Genomic DNA, 20631 nt, shown 5'->3' with positions numbered 1-20631 from the left:
AGAGTTTTTATAGTCCCTCCCAAGGAGTAAACAATGAGCGAAACACCGTTTTTATTGCCGGATGTTGGCGAAGGCCTCACCGAGGCCGAAATTGTCTCGTGGCACGTTGCGGTTGGTGACCGGATCGAGATTAACCAGGTGGTTGTTGAGATTGAAACAGCGAAGTCTCTTGTGGAGCTTCCCTCTCCGCTTGCGGGAACCGTCACCAAGATACTCATAGAGGAGGGAGCAACGATAGCCGTTGGTACTCCCATCTTTACGGTGAGCGGTTCGCCCGGGGGCGTCCAGGCCGCTGCTCCCGCAGCACCCGCAGCGGCAACTGATTCGGTGCACGGCTCAGAGTTTGCTCAGGCGGAGCGGGACGTTGTAGGTACCATCGCTGCCGAGGGACACGACACGGGTGCGACATCACAAACGCGTGATGCCGCGGTAGCGGAGGGCGGTGCCGCGTCGGTGGTATCCCCGGTTACCGAAAGCCCAGCCGGGGAGAAACCCGGTGCGGTTTTGGTGGGCTACGGAACGGCGGGCAGCGCATCAAGCCGTCGTCGCCGGGCGGGGCATGCCACCCCCGTACGCCCGAACTCGGTTCCCGCCGCGCACGCCGCGCCCGTGATCGCAAAGCCCCCCATTCGCAAGCTGGCCAAAGACCTGGACGTGGATCTCTCAACTGTTCAGGCCACGGGTCTTGCCGGTGAGATCACACGAGACGATGTTGTGCGCCACGCCTCACAGGCGAGTGTGTTCCGCAACATTCAGACCCCCGAGACCCCGGATGACCGCGAGGAGCGCATCCCCGTGCGGGGCGTGCGCAGGGCCATCGCAAACGCCATGGTTGACAGCGCCTTTAAAGCACCGCACGTGAGCGTTTTTGTTGATGTGGACGCCACCCGCACCATGGAGTTTGTGAAGAGACTGAAGTCGTCTCCCGACTTTGCCGGGGTCAAGGTCTCCCCCTTGCTCATCATGGCAAAGGCCATTGTTTGGGCGGTTCGCCGTAACCCGACGGTGAACTCGGCGTGGACCGACGAAGAAATTATTGTGCGTCACTTTGTGAACCTCGGGGTTGCGGCGGCCACCCCGCGAGGTCTTATCGTACCCAATGTGAAAGAAGCCCAATCGCTGAGTCTCTTGCAACTGGCTCAAGCCCTTGAGCAGCTCACCCTCACCGCGCGCGATGGCCGCACACAGCCCGTGGACATGGCTCACGGAACCATCACCGTCACCAACATTGGTGTGTTTGGTATGGACACCGGCACCCCCATCCTGAACCCGGGAGAGGCCGCGATTGTGGCGCTCGGAACGATCAAGCAGAAGCCCTGGGTGGTTGACGGCGAGGTGCGTCCCCGGTTTGTGACCACGATTGGTGCCTCGTTTGATCACCGCGTGGTTGATGGGGATGTGGCCAGCCGCTTTGTGGCCGACGTGGCCAGCGTCATCGAGGAGCCGGCGCTGCTGCTGGACTAGTACCCGAGTTCCCCGGTGGGAGTCCGAAGAGGTGAGCAGTGACCCACTCAGTGCGAGTGTGGTGACCGCCGACATCATCAGGTTCTAGTTTTTGAATCATCCACCACGATGCGTTTGTCGTGTAGGCGGAGGCGTTCACCCAGCACCCCACCGGCTGCGGTGATGAGCGCAATAATGAGCAGGATGAGCGCGGCACCCCAGGAGCGATTGTCCGAGACGGCGAGCATTGCGGTGGCGATCAGCGGCATGAAGCCACTGGTTGCGCCCGCAATGTTGTAGCCGAGGGCAACTCCCGAGTAGCGCAGCCGGGGCGGAAATAACTCCGTGAGTAGTGCCCCGCTCACGGCATAGGCCACCGCGATGAGCATGATACCGAGGGAAATCGCGATGATAATCATCGCCGGTTCTGCCGTGTCGATCATCCAAAAGAGGGGGAACGCGGCTGCGGCCGTGAGGAGGCCTCCCCACATGGTGACCTTTCCGGGACCCAACTTTTCTGAGAGCCGCCCGGCGTAGAGGGTGACAAAGATCTGACACACCGCGGCGATGAGTGTGGCGTTCACCATAATCTGCCGGTCAACACCGAGGGTGTTGGTTCCGTAACTTGTCACAAACGTGGTGATCATATAGAAGCCGCCTACGCCGAGCAGCGCGGACATGATGGCCACGAGGAGACGGCCGGAGGCGCGGCGGAAAACTTCCAGAACGGGAACCTTAACGGTGTCCTGCTGAGCCAGGAGGTCCTGAAAAATGGGGGACTCCTCCACGCGAATACGAATCCACAGGGCTATCAGCAGAAGCGGAAAGGCCAGTAGAAAGGGAAGGCGCCAGCCCCACGCGTCAAAGGTTTCGCTCGGAAAGAGCAAAACCAGCGAGAACGCACCGGAAGACATGAGCGTTCCCACGGGAGAACCCACCTGCACAAGCGCGGCAAAGCGTCCCCGTTTTTCGATGGGGGCGTGCTCCACCGCCATGGTCACTGCGCCTCCCCACTCGCCGCCCACGGCCAGGCCCTGCACCAGGCGCAAAACGGCCAGGAGGATTGGCGCCGCCAACCCGATAGCGCCAAAGTCGGGGAGGAGACCGATGAGCCCGGTTGCCACACCGATCATCACGATGGTGGTGAGTAGCGCGGGTCTGCGACCGTAGCGATCACCGATATAGCCAAAGATGATTGCGCCGAGCGGACGGGCCGCAAAGCCCACGCCAAACGTGGCAAAGGCTGCGAGCAGTGCGGCGGTGGGGTCAAGCTCGGTAAAAAATAGGCGGTTAAAAACAAGGGCGGCGGCTGTGCCAAAGAGGAAGTAGTCGTACCACTCCAGGGCGGTTCCCACAAAGGCTGCGCGGGCGATCTTTCCGGCTTCTGCGCCGCTGACGGTGGTGAGGGGACGGGCGGCGGCCTTGTGATTGTCGAGGGGCGTGCTCTTTGGGTTGCTGGGGGACACCGTGTTATACCTTTCGGGGCGTAAAAAGTACGCCTCTCATGAACGTCTCTGTGCAGTGTGGTGAGTGGGACTCGTCTCTGAGTAACCGGTGCTGTGGGTTACGTGCACTTTACGATTAGTCTTAGAGCCTAGACGACGCGTGCCGCGCGAACAATGGCGCAAATCATCCAGATTAAGGGGGCCTGATGTGCAATTGAACAACGGGGTCGAGTTGTTGCTACCGGGGTGTCCGCGAGCTGTTGCTACCGGGTCGTTGCGGGTGAGCTTGTCTGCGAGTTGCTGGGGCTGAACCGCTGCCACTCAGGTTACGGTGACTCGCTGCCGCTCAGGTCACGGTGAGTCGCTGCCGCTCAGCACGACTAGGGCGCGGGCAGCATCCACGGGAATTGTGAGGTCGAGCCCGGTCAGCTCCTGAAAGGTGTGCAGCCTATTGATCACCGTATTGCGGTGGCAGAAGAGATTCTGTGCGGTGTCTTTGACGGAACCGGTGCGGGCAAACTCCCACACGACCTGAATGAGTCGTTGCTGCTCGTGGGGCGTGCGTTGGCGAAGATTTTCCAGAACATCCTCGCTAAATCGGGGGATAGCGCTCTCCAGGTGTGCCCGGGCGATGGTGAGCCACGCGTCCTCCACGGTGACAAATCCCTCGTGGGTACTCGCGAGCAGCACGGCGGTGGTTGCTGCATCCGGAATTTCTGCGAGGCCCCGTATCCGTTCGCGGTATCCGCCCGTGAGACCGGTGTTTGTGTCAGACCATCCCGTGATTGAGGTTTTTTCTCGAAAAACGATGATTGCGCTGCCCTGATCGTAGAGATGAACATCGGGAGCTTCGCGGTACAGGTTCACCACCCCGGCCATACTTTCGCCGGTGACGGCAAGGAGTTCGTACTCTGAATCTTCGTGAACACCGAGCGTGTAGGCGATATCACGCAGGGCAGCATCGCCGAGAGAGGAACTGTTAAAGAGACGCGAGAGGGTGCGTTCCCGTGCGAGTCGGTGATCCTGGGTCAGGCGGGTTTCCTCCGCCAGAAAAGCCTGCTGCACCTGGCTTACATAGGCCTCAACGGTGTTAAGAATAAGCTCGACGTTGTCCACCAGAAGGTGCAGGGAGTCCGGCTCCGCGACCCGTTTGAGGGCCTTCCAGAGAACGCGAAAGTCGACTCGAATCGCCTCCAGAAAAGCCTCCAGGGCAACCCCCTGCCGCGCTCGCCGGGTACCGAGCCTGTGCGGAAGATCTGCCAGGGAGGCGGGAAGCGGTTTGTGGGCAAGCTGCAGAATAAACATGTCCATGGTGTCCACGGCGGTACTCCGCACATCCTCTGCGTCGACGAGTCCTGGTTGGTAGCCGTGGAACCGTATGAAGCGCGTGAGAAAATCCTCAACCAGGGCGTTCTTTTCGCTGTCGAGTCGGGTTATCAGGGTATCCCAGGTGGGTTCCGGGGGTGTGGTTTTCATGGGCGCTGGCCTTTCCAAAATTATGCAGAAGCATAACAAGAAAGTGTTTATCGGTGTATTTTTGCCATTGAATTGGGTATTTTGTCGAGGTTGAATGGGGAGTATGCCAATAACGTCGCGAGGAACGCTCAGTGTTGATCTTCTTATTGTGAACGCCCGCATACTCACCCAGGATTCGGCGCGTCCCCGTGCGAGTTCCGTGGTGGTGCACGGTGGTGTGATTCTGGCGGTAGACCCCGACCCGGCGCTCCTGTCACCCGCCCGCATCATTGATGCCGAGGGAATGATCGTTACTCCTGGATTTAACGACGCCCATGCTCACAGCGTGTGGTTTGGCCTGGGACTTATCGAAACGGATCTGAGCAACATCACTTCGCTTGATGAACTCTACGAGACGATTCACGCGGCGGCCTCCTCCCTTGCCGAGGATGAGTGGGTGATCGCTTCCGGGTTCAGCCCGTTGCTCACGGGTGCACAACCGGATCGTGACAGACTTGACCGGGCATCCGGCCGGCGACCCGTATGGATTAAACACGCTTCGGGGCACGCGTATACCGTGAACGGTGCCGCGCTTGCTCTTCTCGAGGGCCTCTCGGAGCCGATTGTGGGAGGGGTTATTGAACACGACCGGTCGGGTCGCCCCACGGGGCTTCTTGAAGAAACCGCGATGGAGCTGGTGCAAAAAGTGATGCTTCCCTACCCTCTCGCAACAATTGAGCGTGCGCTTGATCTGGCCACCACCCACTACGTGTCCGAGGGTATTACAAGCGTGACGGATGCTGGAATCGCTGGCGGATGGATCGGTCACAGTCCCCGTGAAATTGCCGCGTATCAGGGTGCCCGGGATGCGGGCATTTTGAGTACGCGCATGCAGTTCATGGTCTCGATTGATGCCCTACAACCGCTTGTTGGACATCAGGACGATCCGCTCGCGCGGGGGCTCGGGGGCGGCATCCGTTCCGGGCTGGGCGATGAGTGGCTCAGCGTTGGCCCCGTTAAAATTTTCAGCGATGGTTCTCTGCTGGGTAGCACAGCCTATATGACGGAAGGGTATGTGGGGTGCCCCCACAACCACGGTTACCTACAGATGAGTGAGGAGGATCTGCTGAGTTCTGCCCTGGAGGCGTACGGGGGTGGGTGGGCGCTTGCAATACACGCCATTGGGGATCGCGCGGTTGATCACGCCATCAACATCATTGAGCGGGCGCAGCAACTGTATGGACGGGCGGCGCTTCCCAATCGTATCGAGCACGGAGGGGTGGTGCGGCCCGATCAGCTGGGTCGCATTGCGGATGCCCACATTGCCGTGGTTCCGCAGCCGCACTTCATCACCCGGTTTGGTGACGGTATGGCATCACTGCTGGGACCCGAGCGCACGGGGTGGTCCTACCCTGCAAAGAGCCTATTGCTGCGCGGCGCTGTGTTGCCCGCTAGCTCGGATCGGCCCGTGTCCTACGGGAGACCACTTAACGTGATGCAGTCGTTTGTCGAGCGGATTACGCCCGACGGCGTTGTGTACGGGGCTGACGAGCGGATTACCGCCGCCGAGGCACTTGCTGCCTATACGGTTGGTTCCGCTGCGGCAACCGGGTGGGCTGAGCGTAAGGGCGCGGTGAGGGCGGGGATGCTTGCCGATCTGGTGTTTCTCTCGGATGATCCGTCAGGGGTTTTGCCCGGCGAAATCGCCGGGATTGAGGTGGTGGCTACCGTGGTGGGTGGCGCGGTGGTGTGGGGGAGTGAGAGGCTTCGCGCGCGGTAGTGTGCGGGCAACAGGTAATGGACGGTCTTCAGGTATCAGGAGGGTGGGAGATGAAGCTAACGGATGAGCAATTCTTGGCAGACTTTGCGGAGATGTCAGTCTGTGGGGCAACACCCGGTGGGGGTGTTGATCGACAGGCCGCAACGCCGGAGGACCACAAAACCCGGGCCTGGTTCAGCGGGTGGTTGGCGCGGCACGGATTTACCGAGTCCGTTGACGCAATCGGCAATCAATTTGGGATGTGTGAGCTGCTGCCCGGGAGACCCTGGGTGCTGGTGGGTTCTCACCTGGACTCGCAACCGCTTGCCGGGCGGTACGACGGAGCATACGGGGTACTCGCCGGAGCGTATGCTGCCACCCGGGTTCTCGATCAGATTACTGACCAGACCCTGAATCCCCAATTCAACGTGGCCGTCGTGAACTGGTTTAACGAGGAGGGAAGCCGGTTTGCACCCAGCCTGATGGGGAGTTCTGTTTTTACCGGAAAGCTTCCCCTTGAAAAGGCCCTGGCCACCCGCGATCATGTCGGAGTGACGGTTGCTGAGGCGCTCGGTGGTGGGACGGTAGCACACGGCCCGGCCCCCACTCTGAGCGAGGTGGCCCACTATGCTGAGATCCACATCGAGCAGGGTCGGGTTCTCGAAGACAGCGGTATCAACATAGGTTTGGTTGATCGTACGTGGGCGGCAAGCAAGTACCGGGTGCGGGTTGTGGGTTCGCAATCGCACACGGGATCAACACGAATGGAGGATCGGCAGGATGCGCTGTACGGGGCATCTCTCATCATCACGGCGGTTCGCGAACTCACCGAGGAGTTTGAGCCGGGCAGGCTACACTCCTCGGTGTCTGAACTTTATGTTCTTCCCAACTCGCCCGTGACGGTTGCCCGCGAGGTCACCATGAATGTGGATCTGCGTTCGCCGGATGAGGCCGTGCTGGCCCGGGCGGTGGAGATGCTTGCCGTGCGCGTTGCGGAGTGCGAGGCCCGGTCACGCACTCGTGTCTTGGTGGAGCCCACACACTCCTGGGGTCTTTTGGCTTACCCGCCTGCCGGGGTTGCCCTGGCCCGTTCGGCGGCGCGTGAGTTGGGCCTGAGCTACACCGAGGTAATGACGGTTGCGGGCCACGACTCCACAAACCTTAAGGATGTTGTTCCTACCGTTATGCTTTTTGTGCCGAGCGTGGCGGGTATCTCGCATAATGAGATGGAATTGACGCGTGATGGTGATGCGCTACGCGGGGTTAGGCTACTCACCGAGGTATTGGGGCGTTTGGTGTCGGGGAACCCTGCGTGAATTCCTCATCCTGAGTGAACGGGCGCACGGGTACTGTGCTATAAAATCCTAAAAATTACTGATAATCATTGTCGACTATGGGTGCTATAGATTATCATTGCTTTTGTTGTGCATCGCGCATCTTGTTTCACATATTTTATCCAGTCTAATTATAAGTTCAGGAAAAATAACAAGAATATCTTCAATAAATATCAATGACCGGAAAGGCCGTTCCCCCCCACGCCTGTTTTCCATGATGCATACACAAGTGATCATTGAATAAGAACTTAAATGCTCAAGGATATAGGTATAAATATAATGAATAAGATTAAAAAACTCTTATGGGGGGGGGAGTTGTTTCGGGCGGTTTGCTCGGTGTGGGGTTGGGGGTAATGCCCGCTGCTGCTGAGCAGGCTCCAGCGCAGGAACAAGTTACTTTTGCCCAAACTTCGGGAATATAGAATGTAAATATTCCCGACAGTGTGCTGCGAGCACTGCTGAACCGCAAGCTTGGACAGGGCGATAGTGCACAAATTACTGTTGATCAGGCACGTACTATCACGGAGCTTAGTGCTAATAATGGCGCTGCTATTAAGGATATTTCTGGGCTAGAAGCCTTTACTAGCCTCACCAAGCTTAGCCTTGGGAATCGTTCTGTTACGAATCTAAAACCCCTGGCAAGCCTCACAAAACTCACGTTTTTAGAGTTGCAGGGTAATCAGATTACGGATGTGATGCCTCTGGCAAACCTCAAGAACCTTGCGCACTTGAATCTCTCGGGTAATCAGAACCTTGGAGACGTTGCACTGCAAACCGTGAAGGAACTGAAACATCTTCATGATCTGTACATCAGTGAAACCGGCATCAAAGATCTCGCGCAGTTAAAGATTTGCTGTGGCTCGAGAGGCTAGGCATAATAAACAACGATATCGATAACATATCTGTTCTGGAGGATCTTAGTAAGACTAAACCTCTTAAGATAGAGATATTGAGTGATGCCTCAAAGATTTTGCCGATGAACTCTTTGAGCGCAATTGCTACATACGCATACCTGCAGGCTAAGGATCGTACGATCGAGGATTTAGCCAAACTTCTCAAAGTACATGCAGGTAGCGTTACCGCTCCCTTAGAGATCGAAAAAGGGAGATTGCAGCAAGAAAACCAAGCGATTCACCAGGTAGCTGAGAGTCAATACCTTGAGATACACGCGTTCAAGTCAGAACTTAGGGGTGCCAAGCATCGAATCGAAGAGTTGGAAGAACAGATTCAAGAAAATATTCGGAGTTGCAGGATTCGAAGGTTGAGGGTGATAAGGAGGCTCGGGAGCAGCTTGCTAAGTTGGAGGATAAGAATAAGTCTTTGGCTGAGCAGAACGAGGAGCTTGAGACTAAGATCGATCAGTTGAGGGAAACGAATAAACAACTTGAGGTTGCGGGCAAAAACTTGGAACGCGAACGAGATAAGCTGCAATCGGAATTCGCGGATCGTGAGGTCGAGATTAAGCGACTGAACGAGCAGAAGGCTCAGGGTGACGCGACGGCTGCAGAGAAGATCACAACTTTGGAGGGTGAGAAGGAATCTCTGAACGGAAAAATCAAGGCGCTTGAAGACGAGAAGAAAGTTCTTGAAACAAAGCGAGATGAGTTGCTGCAGGAGATTGAGAGCTTGAAGACTCGAGTTAAGGAACTGGAAGACGCGCTTAAAAAACTGTTTCCCGGTAGCGACCTGAAGAATGTGCTTGAGTTGGATAAGACTTTGAGTGGTAAAAATTCCGACGGTGCCCAGGAGAGAAACTCGTCGGGAAACGCCACTGGTGCAGCCGGTTCGGACAATGTATCAACGGGTGCGGATGTTTCAGCCCCGCAGGGTGCTTCGACGGTGGATGCGAAAGGTTCAGCTAACCTGGCTAAAACCGGTTCTGATATTGGGGGACTGTTAGCTGCTGGAGTTGCCCTGCTGTTGAGTGCTGGAGTGCTGCTTCTTCGCCTTCGGCGACGGCCAGCAGAGACTCAATAAGCTTTATCTCGCTATAAGAGTTGGGCCTGAGCTTTATGTCCAACCTATAGCGAGGCGATAGCCCGGGTGAGGGGCTGTCAGCGGATTTCCCGTCTGACAGCCCCTCACCCGTTTTTATAAGTTTATTCGTCGGGTTTATCTTTAGCTTCCTACATTTTTAAGGAACGCGTTATGTGTCCCGGTTTGAATAAAACACCCACCTGTCAGAAATTTTTTGCTTTTGATTAAGGTGATCAAAGATTAAATTTCAGCAATATTTTTACAGGGAAGATTTGCTTACGTGACGATAGCTTCAGGTCGAAGCTTATTATATATTTCGTTTCCGTACAGAAAATAGATTAATCACTCATGTTCATATAGGGTTGCATTGGCTTTATTGCTCAAGCAGTGTTTGCGAGAGCAAAAATTCCTAATTCATAAAAATCTAAAGCATTATGGATTTTATTAAAAATAAATAGTGATTTAGATTAATAACCCCCCACTGCGCCCTCGGCGCGCATTTTTTAACAACAACTCCGATGCAAGGCTAAGAAGGACAAAAATGATGTTAAAGAAGAGGGTGGGGGGGCATCCTGCTGGTGGGAGGCCTACTCTGGATGGGTTTAGGAACAGCGCCTGCCGCTGCTGAACAGACTCCTCCAATAGGTGAAGAACAAAATCTCACAGATCTAAAGAGCGCACAAGAGATACATATTCCCGATCCCGCTCTTCGCAAAAGACTGAATACAGCGCTGAATCAGGCTGCTAATGCGCCAATCACTGTCGCGCAGGCGCTAGGTCTCACAAAAGTTGATTTACAACAGTCGGGCATTAAAGACATTAGTGGTTTAGAAGCTTTTACCAACCTCACTTACCTAATTCTTGGGGACAATGCTGTTGAGGACTTTACGCCCATATACGGCCTGAAAAAACTCACACACTTGGAGTTGTGGTCCACAAAGGCGAAGAACGTAGAGTTCCTGGAGAATTTTAGCGACCTTACCTATCTCAGCCTGACGGATACGGAGGTTGAGGACGACGCGTTGAAAACCGTGGTGAAGCTGACCAAGCTCAATACGTTGTATATAAGCCGAACCAAAATTACGGACTTAGCGCCACTGATAAAACTTCCGAACCTCACCACTTTGGGAATTGTGGGAAACGGTATCCGAAACATATTGGTTTTGGCGCAATTCCCTCACGCCGAAACCATAGCTATTGAGATGAAGGGGCACGTTATTGACACCCCAACCGAGAACTCCATGGGAGCGATTCTTATTCACCTGCAGAAGCGTCCTATTGGGGAACTAGCTGACTACCTTACCGGATTATCCAAGGATGCCATTGCAGTCCTTGAGGGTGAGAAGCGAGAGCTTGAGGCTCAGATAGAAAAATTGCGTCAGGATAATGCGAATAAAGACGATGAGATTGCAACGTTGAAGTTGAATCTCACTGCTGCCGAGAATCAGATTGTGACATTGCAGAATGAGAAGCAAACGCTTGCGAATCAGGTAGTGGCTCTGCAGGGAGAGATTGCCCAACTTAACGTTCAGATTACGCAGCTGCAAGGGGAACTCAACAACCTGAGGAATAATCTTGAGACAGCAACGGGAGAGAACGGTGCTCTGAGGTTACGGGTTGCTGCGCTTGAGGCTCAGATTACGCAATTGCAGAGTGAAAAGCAGGGGCTTGTGGATCAGGTTGCGGCTATGCAAGGAAGGGTTGAGGCGCTTGAGGCCGAGATTACCCAGTTGCAGGGAGAAGCTGCCACTCTGAAGCAGAACCTTGAAACCGTAACGGGGGAAAGAGACACCCTGAAGTCGCGGGTTGCTGAGCTTGAGGCCCAGACTGCGGTGCTAGAGGACGAGAAGCAGGAACTCTTGAATCAGGTTGCGGACCTACAGGAAATGGTTGGCAATCTTGAGGAAGAGGTTGACGGCCTTGAAGGCAAAGTTGATGATCTTGAGGGTAAGGTTAGTGGCCTTGAGGGCAAAGTTGATGAGCTCGAGGGTAAGGTTAGTGACCTTGAGGCTCAGATTGTGATCCTGGAGGCCGAGAAGCAGGGGCTTTCAGAGGAAGTTCGAACTCATGTGGGAAGAATCGTTGATCTTGAGCTTCAGATCGGTCATCTTGAGGACAAGGTTAGTGGCCTTGAGGGAGATATTAGTGACCTTGAGGCTCAGATTGTGATCCTGGAGGCCGAGAAGCAGGAGCTTGAGGCTCAGATTGTGGCTTTGGAGGCAAGGATTGCCGAGCTTGAGGCTCAGATCGCGGCCCTGAAGTCGCGGGTTGCTGAGCTCGAGGCTCAGCTTGCCCAATTACAAGAAGAGTTCGACGGTCTCAAACAGAATTATGAGGCAACAACGGAAGAAAGAGACGCTCTAAAACTGCGAATTGCCGAGCTTGAGGCTGAAATTGAGCGGTTGAAAAAGCCAAACGATCAGGGTGTGCTGAACGCTGCGGCCCAGGTGACGGGTTCGTCCGCCGCTGAGGACTCGGCTAGCCTAGCCAAAACCGGTTCCGCGAACACGGAGCTTTTGGTTGCGGGAACCGCGCTACTTCTGACCGTGGGGGGAATACTTCTCTGGCGTCGCCGGAATCCTGCGGAGCGTTAGCGAGCTATTTCGCAGAAAAACATCCACACGGCTGGGGCTGCTGGAGGGGTTTTCTCCAGCAGCCCCCTGATCGCCTGGTTATTCCACCGCCTGTTTTTCAAGCAGTGCATCAACATATTCCGGAGAGAGAATATGTTTGGTAACCATGATGGTGGCCCCGAGGGCTCCGGCGAGGGAGCCGGTTTGCGACTGCACAATCGTGAGGTGTTGGCTGGCCAGTGGAATGGACTTTTTGTACACTACCTCGCGAACTCCCGCAAGAAGGTGTTCACCGGCTCGTGAGATGCATCCACCAATCGCGATCACCGAGGGGTTAAGGAGGCTGACGACCCACACGAGTGACTCGCCGAGCTCCCGCCCCGCTTGGCGGGTGGCCGCGATAGCTTCGGGGTTGCCGGATTGCAGGAGTTGAACGACATCGTGGCTTCCCTCGGCGTCGAGTCCCGCCTCTTTGAGTTGGGCGGCAATTGCGGGTCCGCCCGCAATGCTCTCGAGGTTTCGTTGGTCGAGTGGATCGCGGGGTGAGTCTGTGCTGTAGGGGACGGCAACGTTTCCTAGGTCACCGGCGGAACCCTGGGAACCGCGCTGGAGAGCGCCGCCCGATATGATTCCGGCCCCGATCCCGGTGGACACCTTCACGAAAATAAAATCGCTGGTGTCCTTCCACACGGTACTGTGTTCCCCTACCGCCAGCACGTTAACGTCGTTGTCAACAAGAACGGGCACGTTAAATTGGGTTTGGATGTGGGCGGGAATATCGTATTTATCCCAGCCCGGCATGATTGGAGGGCTGATGGGGCGTCCCGTGGAAAACTCGACGGGTCCGGGAACTCCTATTCCGATGCCGCCGAGCGAGGCCTCAGTCAGGTTGTTCTTGCTGAGGAGCTTGGTGAGGGTTTTGGTGGCCCAGGAGAGAACCCTGTGGGGTCCCTCCGTGATGTGGATTGATGATCTTTCGCTGTCGATCAGGGTTCCGCTCAGATCGGCGAGAGCAACTATTCCGTGGGTTGCCCCCAGGTCTATTCCCGCGATGATGCTGGCTTTTTCATTAAACACAAAGCGTGAGGGGGGTCGGCCGCCGGTGGAGGAAGACTCTCCACCCACGCGCAGAAGCCCGAGGCTCACAAGCTGGTCAACCTGTCCGGTTACTGTTGACCGGGCAAGGCCCGTGAGCTCGATGAGCTCTGTTTTTGTTCGGGCCGTTCCGTCAAGCATGAGCTGAAGGAGATCACCGGTTTTAACCCGTGTTTGTTTTAAGGCGACGGTATTCTTATGCATTCCTCAATTAAAGCATTCTTATGTTTTTTGATGAAAGTAATCTGTTGTCGGAGAACTAATTTTGACTTAGTCAAGCGAATAAGTCATTAATTTATTCCCATCTTATGATGATTAACAGTCAAAAGTGGTGTAGTCTTTGTGAACGCAGGGTGCGCAGAAGCTCCACGCGTGTGAACTCGCAAACTCATCAACAGGGAGCTAACAGTGGTGTTAGGTAAAAAAAGTTCATTGGTTGCACTCGGAGCTGCGGCTCTACTGGTACTTGGAGCCTGCTCCTCTAACGGTGGAGACGGAGGCGGCGCGAGTGGCAACACAACCCTGACGCTCGGATCTCTGCTCGAGCCGGTCTCCCTTGACCCGAGTCAGGCTCAGGAGGGACACCGTATGCCCTTTTACCAGGCCGTCTACGACACCCTCATCCAGCGACTTCCCAACGGAGACCTTGAACCGATGCTCGCTACCGAGTGGGAATACAACGAGGATCGCACGGTTCTCACGTTGACCCTCCGCGACGACGTCACCTTTAGCGACGGCGAAAAGTTTAACGCCGCCGCCGCGCAGGCAAACCTGGAGCGCTTCCGTACGGGAAACGGGCCGCAGGGACACACCCTGGACGCGGTTACCTCGGTGGAGGCGCACGGTGACACCACCCTCACGATCACCCTTGACGCCCCCGACCCCGCACTCCTCAGCTACCTGAGCAACGCGGCGGGCCTCATGGCAAGCCCCGCAGTAATCGGCACCGAGGGTGTTAAAACGAATCCCGTGGGGTCGGGACCCTACACCCTCGACAAGTCCTCCACGGTTGTGGGTTCGCAGTACACCTATATTAAGAGCAAAGACTACTGGCAGCCCGAGCTGCAACAGTACGACAAAATTATCATCAAGCCCATCCCCGACGTCACCGCCCGCTACAACGCCCTCGTGAGTGGCCAGGTCGACGTTGCCCTGCTCGACTCCAAAACCGCGGCGCAGGCAGAGGGAGCCGGGTTCGTTCCGCACACTGCACAGGTGGACTGGCAGGGATTCATTATCCACGATCGGGAGGGCCAGATAGTTCCGGCGCTTGCGGATGTGCGGGTACGGCAGGCCATCAACCATGCCGTTGACGGTGGGGCGATCCTGCAGGAGATTCAAAAGGGGCGAGGCACCTCAACAGGCCAGGTGTTTGGCCCCGGTGCCACCGCCTACGATGAGGCGCTGAACTCCACCTACAGTTATGACCCGCAGAAGGCACGAGCACTCATGAGCGAGGCGGGATACGCCAGTGGGTTCTCGGTCAGCTTTCCCACGGCCAGCGTGGCCGACCCGGCCCTCACGGCGGTGATGGTGGAGCAGATGGCTGCGGTGGATATCACCCTCAACCTGGTTGAGGTGCCGATCAACGAATATATCAGCGAGGTTACCTCGGGCAAGTATCCGATCGTATGGATGCAGCTTTTCCAGCCGAGCACCTGGGTGAACATTAACCAGTTGATCGCACCCAAAGCGCTCTTTAACGCACTGTCTACAAGCGATCCCGAAGTGTCGCGATTGATCGACGAGATTCGTGACGCGAGCGAGGAGGAGTCGGTTCCCCTGGCTCAGGAGCTGAACCAATACCTGGTCGATCAGGCTTGGTTTGCCCCGTGGTACCGGGTTGACGCTCTTGTCTACTCCAAGGACACGGTGAAGGTTGAGACCCAGGTTGAGCAGGTTGTGCCCTCAATCTACAACTACTCTCCCGCAAAGTAGCGGAGGACACCAGACATGCTTGCCTTTGTATCGAAGCGTCTGCTCTCCGGGATTGTTCTCTTGGCGGTGATATCCGCCCTGACCTTTATGCTGGTGTTCTCCTCGGGGTCAAATATTGCGCGGAACCTTCTGGGAGACTACGCAACAAACGAGCAGGTGGCGGCAAAATCGAGTGAGCTCGGCCTTGACCAGCCAATTCTTGGTCAGCTTCTGGGGTGGTTTGCCGGGGTCATTCGCGGTGACTTTGGGATTTCCTGGTTCACCAGCGAACCCGTTGCCCAGGCCATCCTTAATCGGTTGCCCGTTACTCTCACCATTGTCACTATTGTCATCGTTTTGTCGGCGATTTTTTCAGTGGTGATTGGGATGGCGGCGGCCGTTCGTCGCGGCTGGATCGATCGCGCCGTGCAGGTTCTGGCCGTGGGAGGATATGCCATTCCCAGTTTTATCGTGGCGATTGTGCTCGTAACGCTCTTTGCCATCCAGCTCAAGCTCCTGCCCGCCACGGGATTTGTGCCGTTTCACGAAAACGTGGGGGGATGGGCGCTCTCCCTCATCCTTCCCGTTGCCGCCCTCACCCTCTCCACGGTTGCCTCCACGGCGCAGCAGGTCCGGAGTTCGCTCCTCGAGGTGCTGCGGCGCGACTACGTTCGCACCCTCACGAGCCGTGGACTCGGCAGGGGCGAAATACTGGTGAAGCATGTGCTTCGCTCGGCCGCTCCACCCGCGCTCACGGTGCTTGCCCTGCAATTTGTGGGGCTCCTGGGTGGGGCCGTGATCGTGGAGCAGATCTTTGCGCTCCCGGGAATCGGGTACCTGGCCGTGGAGTCAACCCTTAAGGGGGATCTCCCGGTGGTTCTGGGAGTGGTCTTTTTTACCGTGTGCATGGTCATCGTGGTTAACCTGATGATTGACCTGGTGATCGGTTGGCTCAACCCGAAGGTGCGTGTGTAATGGTGACGGTAGAGGGTCTCTCAGAAGCAATCAAGCGGCCCCCTCTGGTGGCCAGGGTGCTGCGCAACCCGCTGGGGCTTGTCTCGATTGTGGTTCTTGGTGTTGCGGTTATCCTCAGCGCGTTTGCCGGGGTTATTGCGCCCTTCGATCCCAACTCCACGGATCTGGCGCGGGTTATGGCGGGCCCCGGAGGCGGTCATCTCCTTGGAACGGATAGCGCGGGACGGGATATCTTCTCGCGCCTGCTCTACGGTGGTCAGATCACCCTGGCCGCCGGTGCTCTCGGAGCGATGGTTGCCATGGTTGTGGGCGTTCCGGCGGGGCTGATCGCCGGGTACTTTGGTGGCTGGTTTGATTCGGTTGCCTCGTGGGTCTCCAACATGTTCATCTCGCTCCCCGCCATTGTGGTGCTGCTCGCGACCGCCGCCGCTCTGGGGCCGAGCGTGTGGATCTCGATGACGGTTTTTGGGGTGATCCTTTCCCCGGGCTTTTATCGATTGGTGCGAACCTCCGTGATCGCGGTGCGGGATGAACTCTACGTTGATGCGGCCCGAGTGGCCGGCCTTTCGCGCTCGCGCATCCTCGGTCGACACATCTTTACCGTGGTGCGCGCGCCCATCGTGATTCAGGCGGCGCTCGTGGCGGGTATCGCCATCGGGGTGCAGGCGGGGCTGGAGTTTCTTGGCCTGGGTGATCAGACGGTTCCCTCGTGGGGATCGATGCTCAACGAGGCTTTCCGAAACGTGTTTATCTCGCCGCTTCCGCTTCTGTGGACGGGGCTCGCGATTTCGCTGGTCACCGCCGCGTACGCCCTCCTGGGTAACGCCCTGCGTGACGCGCTGGAGGATGACGAAAAGGCTCCCGCCACCAATAAGATGCTGCGGGCGGCGCGCGCCCCGATTGACGGGGCCACGGTAACCGAGGTGGTTGAGGTTCCGACGATGCAGGGACTCCTCGAGGTGAGCGACCTTACCGTTCAGTATCCGAGGGTTGACGGCACCCACACAACCGTGGTGGACTCCGTCTCGTTTCACGTGAAACGGGGAGAGATTCTGGGTCTGGTGGGGGAGTCGGGATCGGGAAAGACCCAGACCGCGTTTTCCATCCTCGGGCTTCTCCCCGACGCGGCGCACATCGCCGGGGGTCACATCGTGTTTGACTCCACCGAGCTGGTCAGCCGCACCACGGGTGCCGTCTCGGAGGCCCGCCTGGCACCGCTTCGCGGAAAGCGGATCGCCTATATCCCCCAGGAACCCATGTCGAATCTGGACCCGATGTTCACCGTCGGATATCAGCTCACCCGCCCACTGGTGAAGGTCATGGGTATGTCGCAGGCGGCAGCTCGATCCCGCGCGCTGGAGCTCCTGGCGGTTGTGGGTATCACCGACCCCGAGCGCACTTTTAAGGCCTACCCCCACGAGATTTCCGGGGGTATGGCCCAGCGGGTGCTGATCGCGGGAGCCGTGAGCTGCGAACCCGACCTGTTGATCGCAGACGAGCCCACCACCGCACTCGACGTCACGGTGCAGGCGGAGGTTCTTGACCTGATCCGTAATTTACAGAGCAGCCTGGGCATGGCCGTTCTTATCGTGACCCACAACTTTGGTGTTGTTGCGGATCTCTGCGAGCGGGTTGTGGTGATGCAGCGGGCGCGGGTGGTGGAACAGGGAACTGTTCGCGAGATTCTGAAGCATCCCCGTGAGGAGTACACCAGGAACCTGCTTAACTCGATGCTGCAGGGTAAAACTCCCCTCACCCTACTCGGCTCCCCGGATGAGGTTAGAGCGAATGCTGTATACGCGACGGAGGAGGAAGCATGAGTGAGCACACAGAACTCCTCAGCGTTCAGGGGTTAGACGTGGAGTATCGCTCGCGACGATTTGGCCGCAGGCCGTTTCGGGCGGTGTCGGACGTCTCCCTCACCATAGGCGTGGGCGAGACCCTGGGCCTGGTGGGGGAGTCCGGGTCGGGTAAGACCACAATCGGGCGGGCCATCCTGGGGTTGGCCCCCATCACAAACGGCACAATCATCCTCGATGGAGAAGACATCTCGCACGCCACCCGGGCAGCGAGGCGCAGGATCAGCGGTGATCTCCAGGTGGTTTTCCAAGACCCCTACACCTCGCTCAACCCCTCGATGACAATCGGGGCGATCCTGGCGGAGCCGATAACCGTGCAGGGAACCGCGCGAGCGGATGCACGAAAGAGGGTGGCGACACTGCTTGATCAGGTGGGCCTCCCCGCAAACAGCATCGATCGCTACCCGAGGGAGTTCAGCGGCGGACAGAGGCAGCGGGTTGCCATCGCCCGGGCGCTCGCGCTTGAGCCCCGGCTGATCGTTTGTGACGAGTCGGTAAGCGCGCTTGACCTCACCACCCAGGCCAGAATCCTCGACCTGTTTTTGCAGATCCAGCGTGACACGGGCGTTTCCTACCTCTTTATATCGCACGACCTGGATGTGGTGCGGCACCTGAGTCACCGAATAGCCGTGCTGTATCGGGGCAGCATCGTGGAGCAGGGAGCCGCGATGCGGGTGACGGAGCATCCCGAGCATCCGTACACGAAGCGATTGCTCATGGCCGCCCCCGTTCCCGATGTTGACCTTCAAGCCGAGAGGCGTGCTGCTCGTGCCGCCCTGGTCGGTTCCCTTGAATCAACGCACGAGCTTTCATAACAATAGATAAAGGATGATCATGACACAGGAAATTTCGGTACAGCTCTACGCGGTTCGGGAGGAGCTTGACGCCGATCTCGACGGCACGCTGGGCAAACTGGCTGATATTGGGTTGCGCAACGTGGAGGGCTTTAACTTTGTGCCGCGGGCCGCCGAGTTGCGCGCGGGGTTTGCGCGTTACGGGCTGTCGGTTCCCACCGCCCACGGCCCGTTTCTCTCCACAGAGCTGAAGTTTGGTGATCAGGTGATTCCCGTGCCGCCACCCGAAAAAACCTTTGAGGCTGCGGCAGAGTTGGGCACAGATACTGTGATTGACCCCTACGTTGCGCCGGATCGCTGGCAGAGCGTGGATGACATTCACCGCACCGCCGATGCGCTCAACAAAGCGGCGGATGTGGCCGCGGGCTTTGGCCTCAGGGTCGGCTATCACAATCACGCGCACGAGCTGGAGTTTTCGTCCGGGGGTAAATTCGGATTTGAGATTTTTGCCGACCGGCTTGACCCCCGGGTGGTTCTTGAGGTGGACACCTACTGGTCCACCGTGGGCGGGGCAAACACCCCGGAGCTTTTACGCAGCCTCGGCTCGCGGGTGGCGGCGCTCCACATTAAAGACGGACCCCTCGGTGACGACCCCTTTGACCAGACGCCGGCCGGGCAGGGGGCCGTGGATATTGCCGCCATCTTGGCCGCCGCCCCGGCAAACGCGTATGCGGTGATCGAGTTTGATCAATACGCCGGAGACATTTTTGAAGGCATCAAAGAGAGCTACCGCTACCTCTCGCAGAAAGGACTGAAATAATGAGCAACTCACCCGTGGGAATCGGCTTTATCGGAGCCGGGATGATCAGCGAAACCTATCTGGAAAACCTGACGAGTTTCCCGGATGTGAAGGTGCACAGCGTGGGTGATCTGGACGTGGAGCGGGCCGAGGAGCAGGCCCGCAAACACGGGGTTGAGTCGTGGGGGTCGGCAGAGGATGTCCTGGCTAACCCCGACGTTGAGGTGATTGTGAACCTCACCATCCCCGCCGTTCACGCGGAGGTTGCCCTCGCGAGCATCGAGGCGGGAAAACACGTGTGGACGGAAAAACCCATCAGTGTTGACCGGGGGAGCGGTCAGGCCCTGGTGGAGCGTGCCCACCAGCTGGGGAAGCGGGTGGGGGTCGCCCCCGACACGGTGCTGGGGCCGGGCATCCAAACCGCGAGGCGCGCCATCGAGCGGGGAGACATCGGGGTGCCGCTCTCCGCCCAGACCGTTATGCAATACTTTGGGCCCGATGTTTTCCACCCCAATCCCGATTTTTTGTTCGCGCAGGGAGCCGGGCCTCTCTTTGACATGGGTCCCTACTATATTGCGTCGCTGGTGCACATCTTTGGTTCGATTGATCGGGTGGCCGCGGTCGGATCGATAGCGCAGCAGCGCCGCACCGTGCAGGTGGGGCCGCGCGCGGGGGAGAGCTTCCCCGTGGAGGTTCCTACCCACGTCTCCGCGATTGCACACTTTGAGTCGGGGGCGGTGTCGCAGAGCGTGCTCAGCTTTGACTCGCCCCTGGCCTCGATGGGTCAGGTGATTGTGACGGGAACCGAGGGAACCATGTCGATTCCCGACCCCAACTCGTTTAGCGGTGAGGTAAAAATTACTCGAGGACCCCGGGAGTTTAGCTTCCCCATCGTGAACGAGTGGGAGACGGTGCCGGAGCAGGGTGTGGTGACCGGGCGGGGTCTGGGTGTCCTTGAGATGGCCCGGGCAATTCGTGCTAATCGCCCCCACATTGCAACGGGTGAGCTGGGCCTGCATGTGCTCGACGCCATGATTGGGATTGAGGAGTCGATCTCCACGGGTCAGTTTGTGTCGGTGGAAAGCCGGGTGGAACGAGTTCCCACGCTCCCGCTTGACTTCGATCCGTTTCAGCAGACGCTCTAGGAGTGTAAGAGAGGCTGCACGATCTGGTTGGTGCAGCCTCCCTTATTATTGAGCGTTTTTT

The 20631-nt window shown here is 57.5% G+C and carries 15 protein-coding genes; 12 read left to right on the top strand and 3 right to left on the bottom strand.

The genetic code is table 11. From position 1 onward, the window contains the following. Nucleotides 1-33: 33 nt before the first annotated feature. A complete protein-coding gene (locus FrondiHNR_RS12875) occupies nucleotides 34-1464 on the top strand; it encodes a dihydrolipoamide acetyltransferase family protein (RefSeq protein WP_279353167.1) in 1431 nt (476 codons plus the stop codon). Nucleotides 1465-1541: 77 nt separating this feature from the next. Here the strand turns inward: FrondiHNR_RS12875 and FrondiHNR_RS12870 are convergent, their stop codons facing one another. Continuing rightward, nucleotides 1542-2816 (bottom strand): MFS transporter, encoded by a 1275-nt coding sequence (locus FrondiHNR_RS12870; RefSeq protein ID WP_279354563.1) that lies wholly within the window; start codon nucleotides 2814-2816, stop codon nucleotides 1542-1544. Nucleotides 2817-3239: 423 nt separating this feature from the next. Then, nucleotides 3240-4364 carry a PucR family transcriptional regulator gene (locus tag FrondiHNR_RS12865; protein WP_279353166.1) on the bottom strand — a complete coding sequence of 375 codons (1125 nt, stop codon included), beginning with the start codon at nucleotides 4362-4364 and terminating at the stop codon, nucleotides 3240-3242. 103 nt (nucleotides 4365-4467) lie between these two features. On the opposite strand from FrondiHNR_RS12865, the gene FrondiHNR_RS12860 reads away from it, so the two are divergent. From FrondiHNR_RS12860 to FrondiHNR_RS12840, 5 genes are all read left to right on the top strand, one after another. Beyond that, entirely contained in the window at nucleotides 4468-6123 is a 1656-nt protein-coding gene (locus tag FrondiHNR_RS12860) for an amidohydrolase (RefSeq protein WP_279353165.1), read from the top strand. Nucleotides 6124-6173: 50 nt separating this feature from the next. Further along, nucleotides 6174-7418: a M20 family metallo-hydrolase gene (locus FrondiHNR_RS12855; RefSeq protein WP_279353164.1), complete on the top strand. Its 1245-nt coding sequence runs from the start codon at nucleotides 6174-6176 to the stop codon at nucleotides 7416-7418. Nucleotides 7419-7879: 461 nt separating this feature from the next. Further along, complete coding sequence (locus FrondiHNR_RS12850; protein WP_279353163.1) at nucleotides 7880-8308, top strand: leucine-rich repeat domain-containing protein; 429 nt, start codon at nucleotides 7880-7882, stop codon at nucleotides 8306-8308. A 448-nt stretch (nucleotides 8309-8756) separates the two neighbouring features. Beyond that, nucleotides 8757-9413: an LPXTG cell wall anchor domain-containing protein gene (locus FrondiHNR_RS12845; RefSeq protein WP_279353162.1), complete on the top strand. Its 657-nt coding sequence runs from the start codon at nucleotides 8757-8759 to the stop codon at nucleotides 9411-9413. A gap of 596 nt (nucleotides 9414-10009) precedes the next feature. Then, complete coding sequence (locus tag FrondiHNR_RS12840; RefSeq protein WP_279353161.1) at nucleotides 10010-12007, top strand: LPXTG cell wall anchor domain-containing protein; 1998 nt, start codon at nucleotides 10010-10012, stop codon at nucleotides 12005-12007. A 78-nt stretch (nucleotides 12008-12085) separates the two neighbouring features. On the opposite strand, the gene FrondiHNR_RS12835 is transcribed toward FrondiHNR_RS12840, so the two are convergent. Then, nucleotides 12086-13285, bottom strand: coding sequence for an ROK family transcriptional regulator (locus FrondiHNR_RS12835; protein ID WP_279353160.1), 1200 nt, complete (start codon nucleotides 13283-13285; stop codon nucleotides 12086-12088). Nucleotides 13286-13489: 204 nt separating this feature from the next. Between FrondiHNR_RS12835 and FrondiHNR_RS12830 the strand changes: the two genes are divergently transcribed. The 6 genes from FrondiHNR_RS12830 to FrondiHNR_RS12805 are packed head-to-tail and all read left to right on the top strand — an operon-like array spanning nucleotide 13490 to nucleotide 20570. After that, entirely contained in the window at nucleotides 13490-15019 is a 1530-nt protein-coding gene (locus FrondiHNR_RS12830) for an ABC transporter substrate-binding protein (protein ID WP_279353159.1), read from the top strand. 15 nt (nucleotides 15020-15034) lie between these two features. Continuing rightward, nucleotides 15035-15973, top strand: coding sequence for an ABC transporter permease (locus FrondiHNR_RS12825; protein WP_279353158.1), 939 nt, complete (start codon nucleotides 15035-15037; stop codon nucleotides 15971-15973). Then, entirely contained in the window at nucleotides 15973-17793 is a 1821-nt protein-coding gene (locus tag FrondiHNR_RS12820; protein ID WP_279353157.1) for a dipeptide/oligopeptide/nickel ABC transporter permease/ATP-binding protein, read from the top strand. The genes FrondiHNR_RS12825 and FrondiHNR_RS12820 overlap by 1 nt, the downstream gene beginning before the upstream one ends. Further along, on the top strand, nucleotides 17790-18647 hold the full coding sequence (locus FrondiHNR_RS12815) for an ATP-binding cassette domain-containing protein (RefSeq protein WP_279353156.1): 858 nt from the start codon (nucleotides 17790-17792) through the stop codon (nucleotides 18645-18647). The genes FrondiHNR_RS12820 and FrondiHNR_RS12815 overlap by 4 nt, the downstream gene beginning before the upstream one ends. A 19-nt stretch (nucleotides 18648-18666) precedes the next feature. Continuing rightward, complete coding sequence (locus FrondiHNR_RS12810) at nucleotides 18667-19446, top strand: sugar phosphate isomerase/epimerase (RefSeq protein ID WP_279353155.1); 780 nt, start codon at nucleotides 18667-18669, stop codon at nucleotides 19444-19446. Continuing rightward, entirely contained in the window at nucleotides 19446-20570 is a 1125-nt protein-coding gene (locus FrondiHNR_RS12805) for a Gfo/Idh/MocA family oxidoreductase (RefSeq protein ID WP_279353154.1), read from the top strand. Before FrondiHNR_RS12810 ends, FrondiHNR_RS12805 begins: the two co-directional genes overlap by 1 nt. Nucleotides 20571-20631 lie beyond the last annotated feature (61 nt).

Source organism: Lysinibacter sp. HNR, from assembly GCF_029760935.1.
Lineage (GTDB): Bacteria > Actinomycetota > Actinomycetes > Actinomycetales > Microbacteriaceae > HNR.
Note: the sequence above shows the minus strand (reverse complement) of the source record. Positions and strands in the feature narration are given on the sequence as shown.

What these genes read in the sequence shown, in the direction of transcription:
- FrondiHNR_RS12875 (WP_279353167.1), top strand. Translation starts at nt 34, where the DNA reads ATGAGCGAAACACCGTTTTTATTGCCGGATGTTGGCGAAGGCCTCACC.
- FrondiHNR_RS12865 (WP_279353166.1), bottom strand. Translation starts at nt 4,364, where the DNA reads ATGAAAACCACACCCCCGGAACCCACCTGGGATACCCTGATAACCCGA.
- FrondiHNR_RS12860 (WP_279353165.1), top strand. Translation starts at nt 4,468, where the DNA reads ATGCCAATAACGTCGCGAGGAACGCTCAGTGTTGATCTTCTTATTGTG.
- FrondiHNR_RS12855 (WP_279353164.1), top strand. Translation starts at nt 6,174, where the DNA reads ATGAAGCTAACGGATGAGCAATTCTTGGCAGACTTTGCGGAGATGTCA.
- FrondiHNR_RS12840 (WP_279353161.1), top strand. Translation starts at nt 10,010, where the DNA reads ATGGGTTTAGGAACAGCGCCTGCCGCTGCTGAACAGACTCCTCCAATA.
- FrondiHNR_RS12835 (WP_279353160.1), bottom strand. Translation starts at nt 13,285, where the DNA reads ATGCATAAGAATACCGTCGCCTTAAAACAAACACGGGTTAAAACCGGT.
- FrondiHNR_RS12825 (WP_279353158.1), top strand. Translation starts at nt 15,035, where the DNA reads ATGCTTGCCTTTGTATCGAAGCGTCTGCTCTCCGGGATTGTTCTCTTG.
- FrondiHNR_RS12820 (WP_279353157.1), top strand. Translation starts at nt 15,973, where the DNA reads ATGGTGACGGTAGAGGGTCTCTCAGAAGCAATCAAGCGGCCCCCTCTG.
- FrondiHNR_RS12815 (WP_279353156.1), top strand. Translation starts at nt 17,790, where the DNA reads ATGAGTGAGCACACAGAACTCCTCAGCGTTCAGGGGTTAGACGTGGAG.
- FrondiHNR_RS12810 (WP_279353155.1), top strand. Translation starts at nt 18,667, where the DNA reads ATGACACAGGAAATTTCGGTACAGCTCTACGCGGTTCGGGAGGAGCTT.
- FrondiHNR_RS12805 (WP_279353154.1), top strand. Translation starts at nt 19,446, where the DNA reads ATGAGCAACTCACCCGTGGGAATCGGCTTTATCGGAGCCGGGATGATC.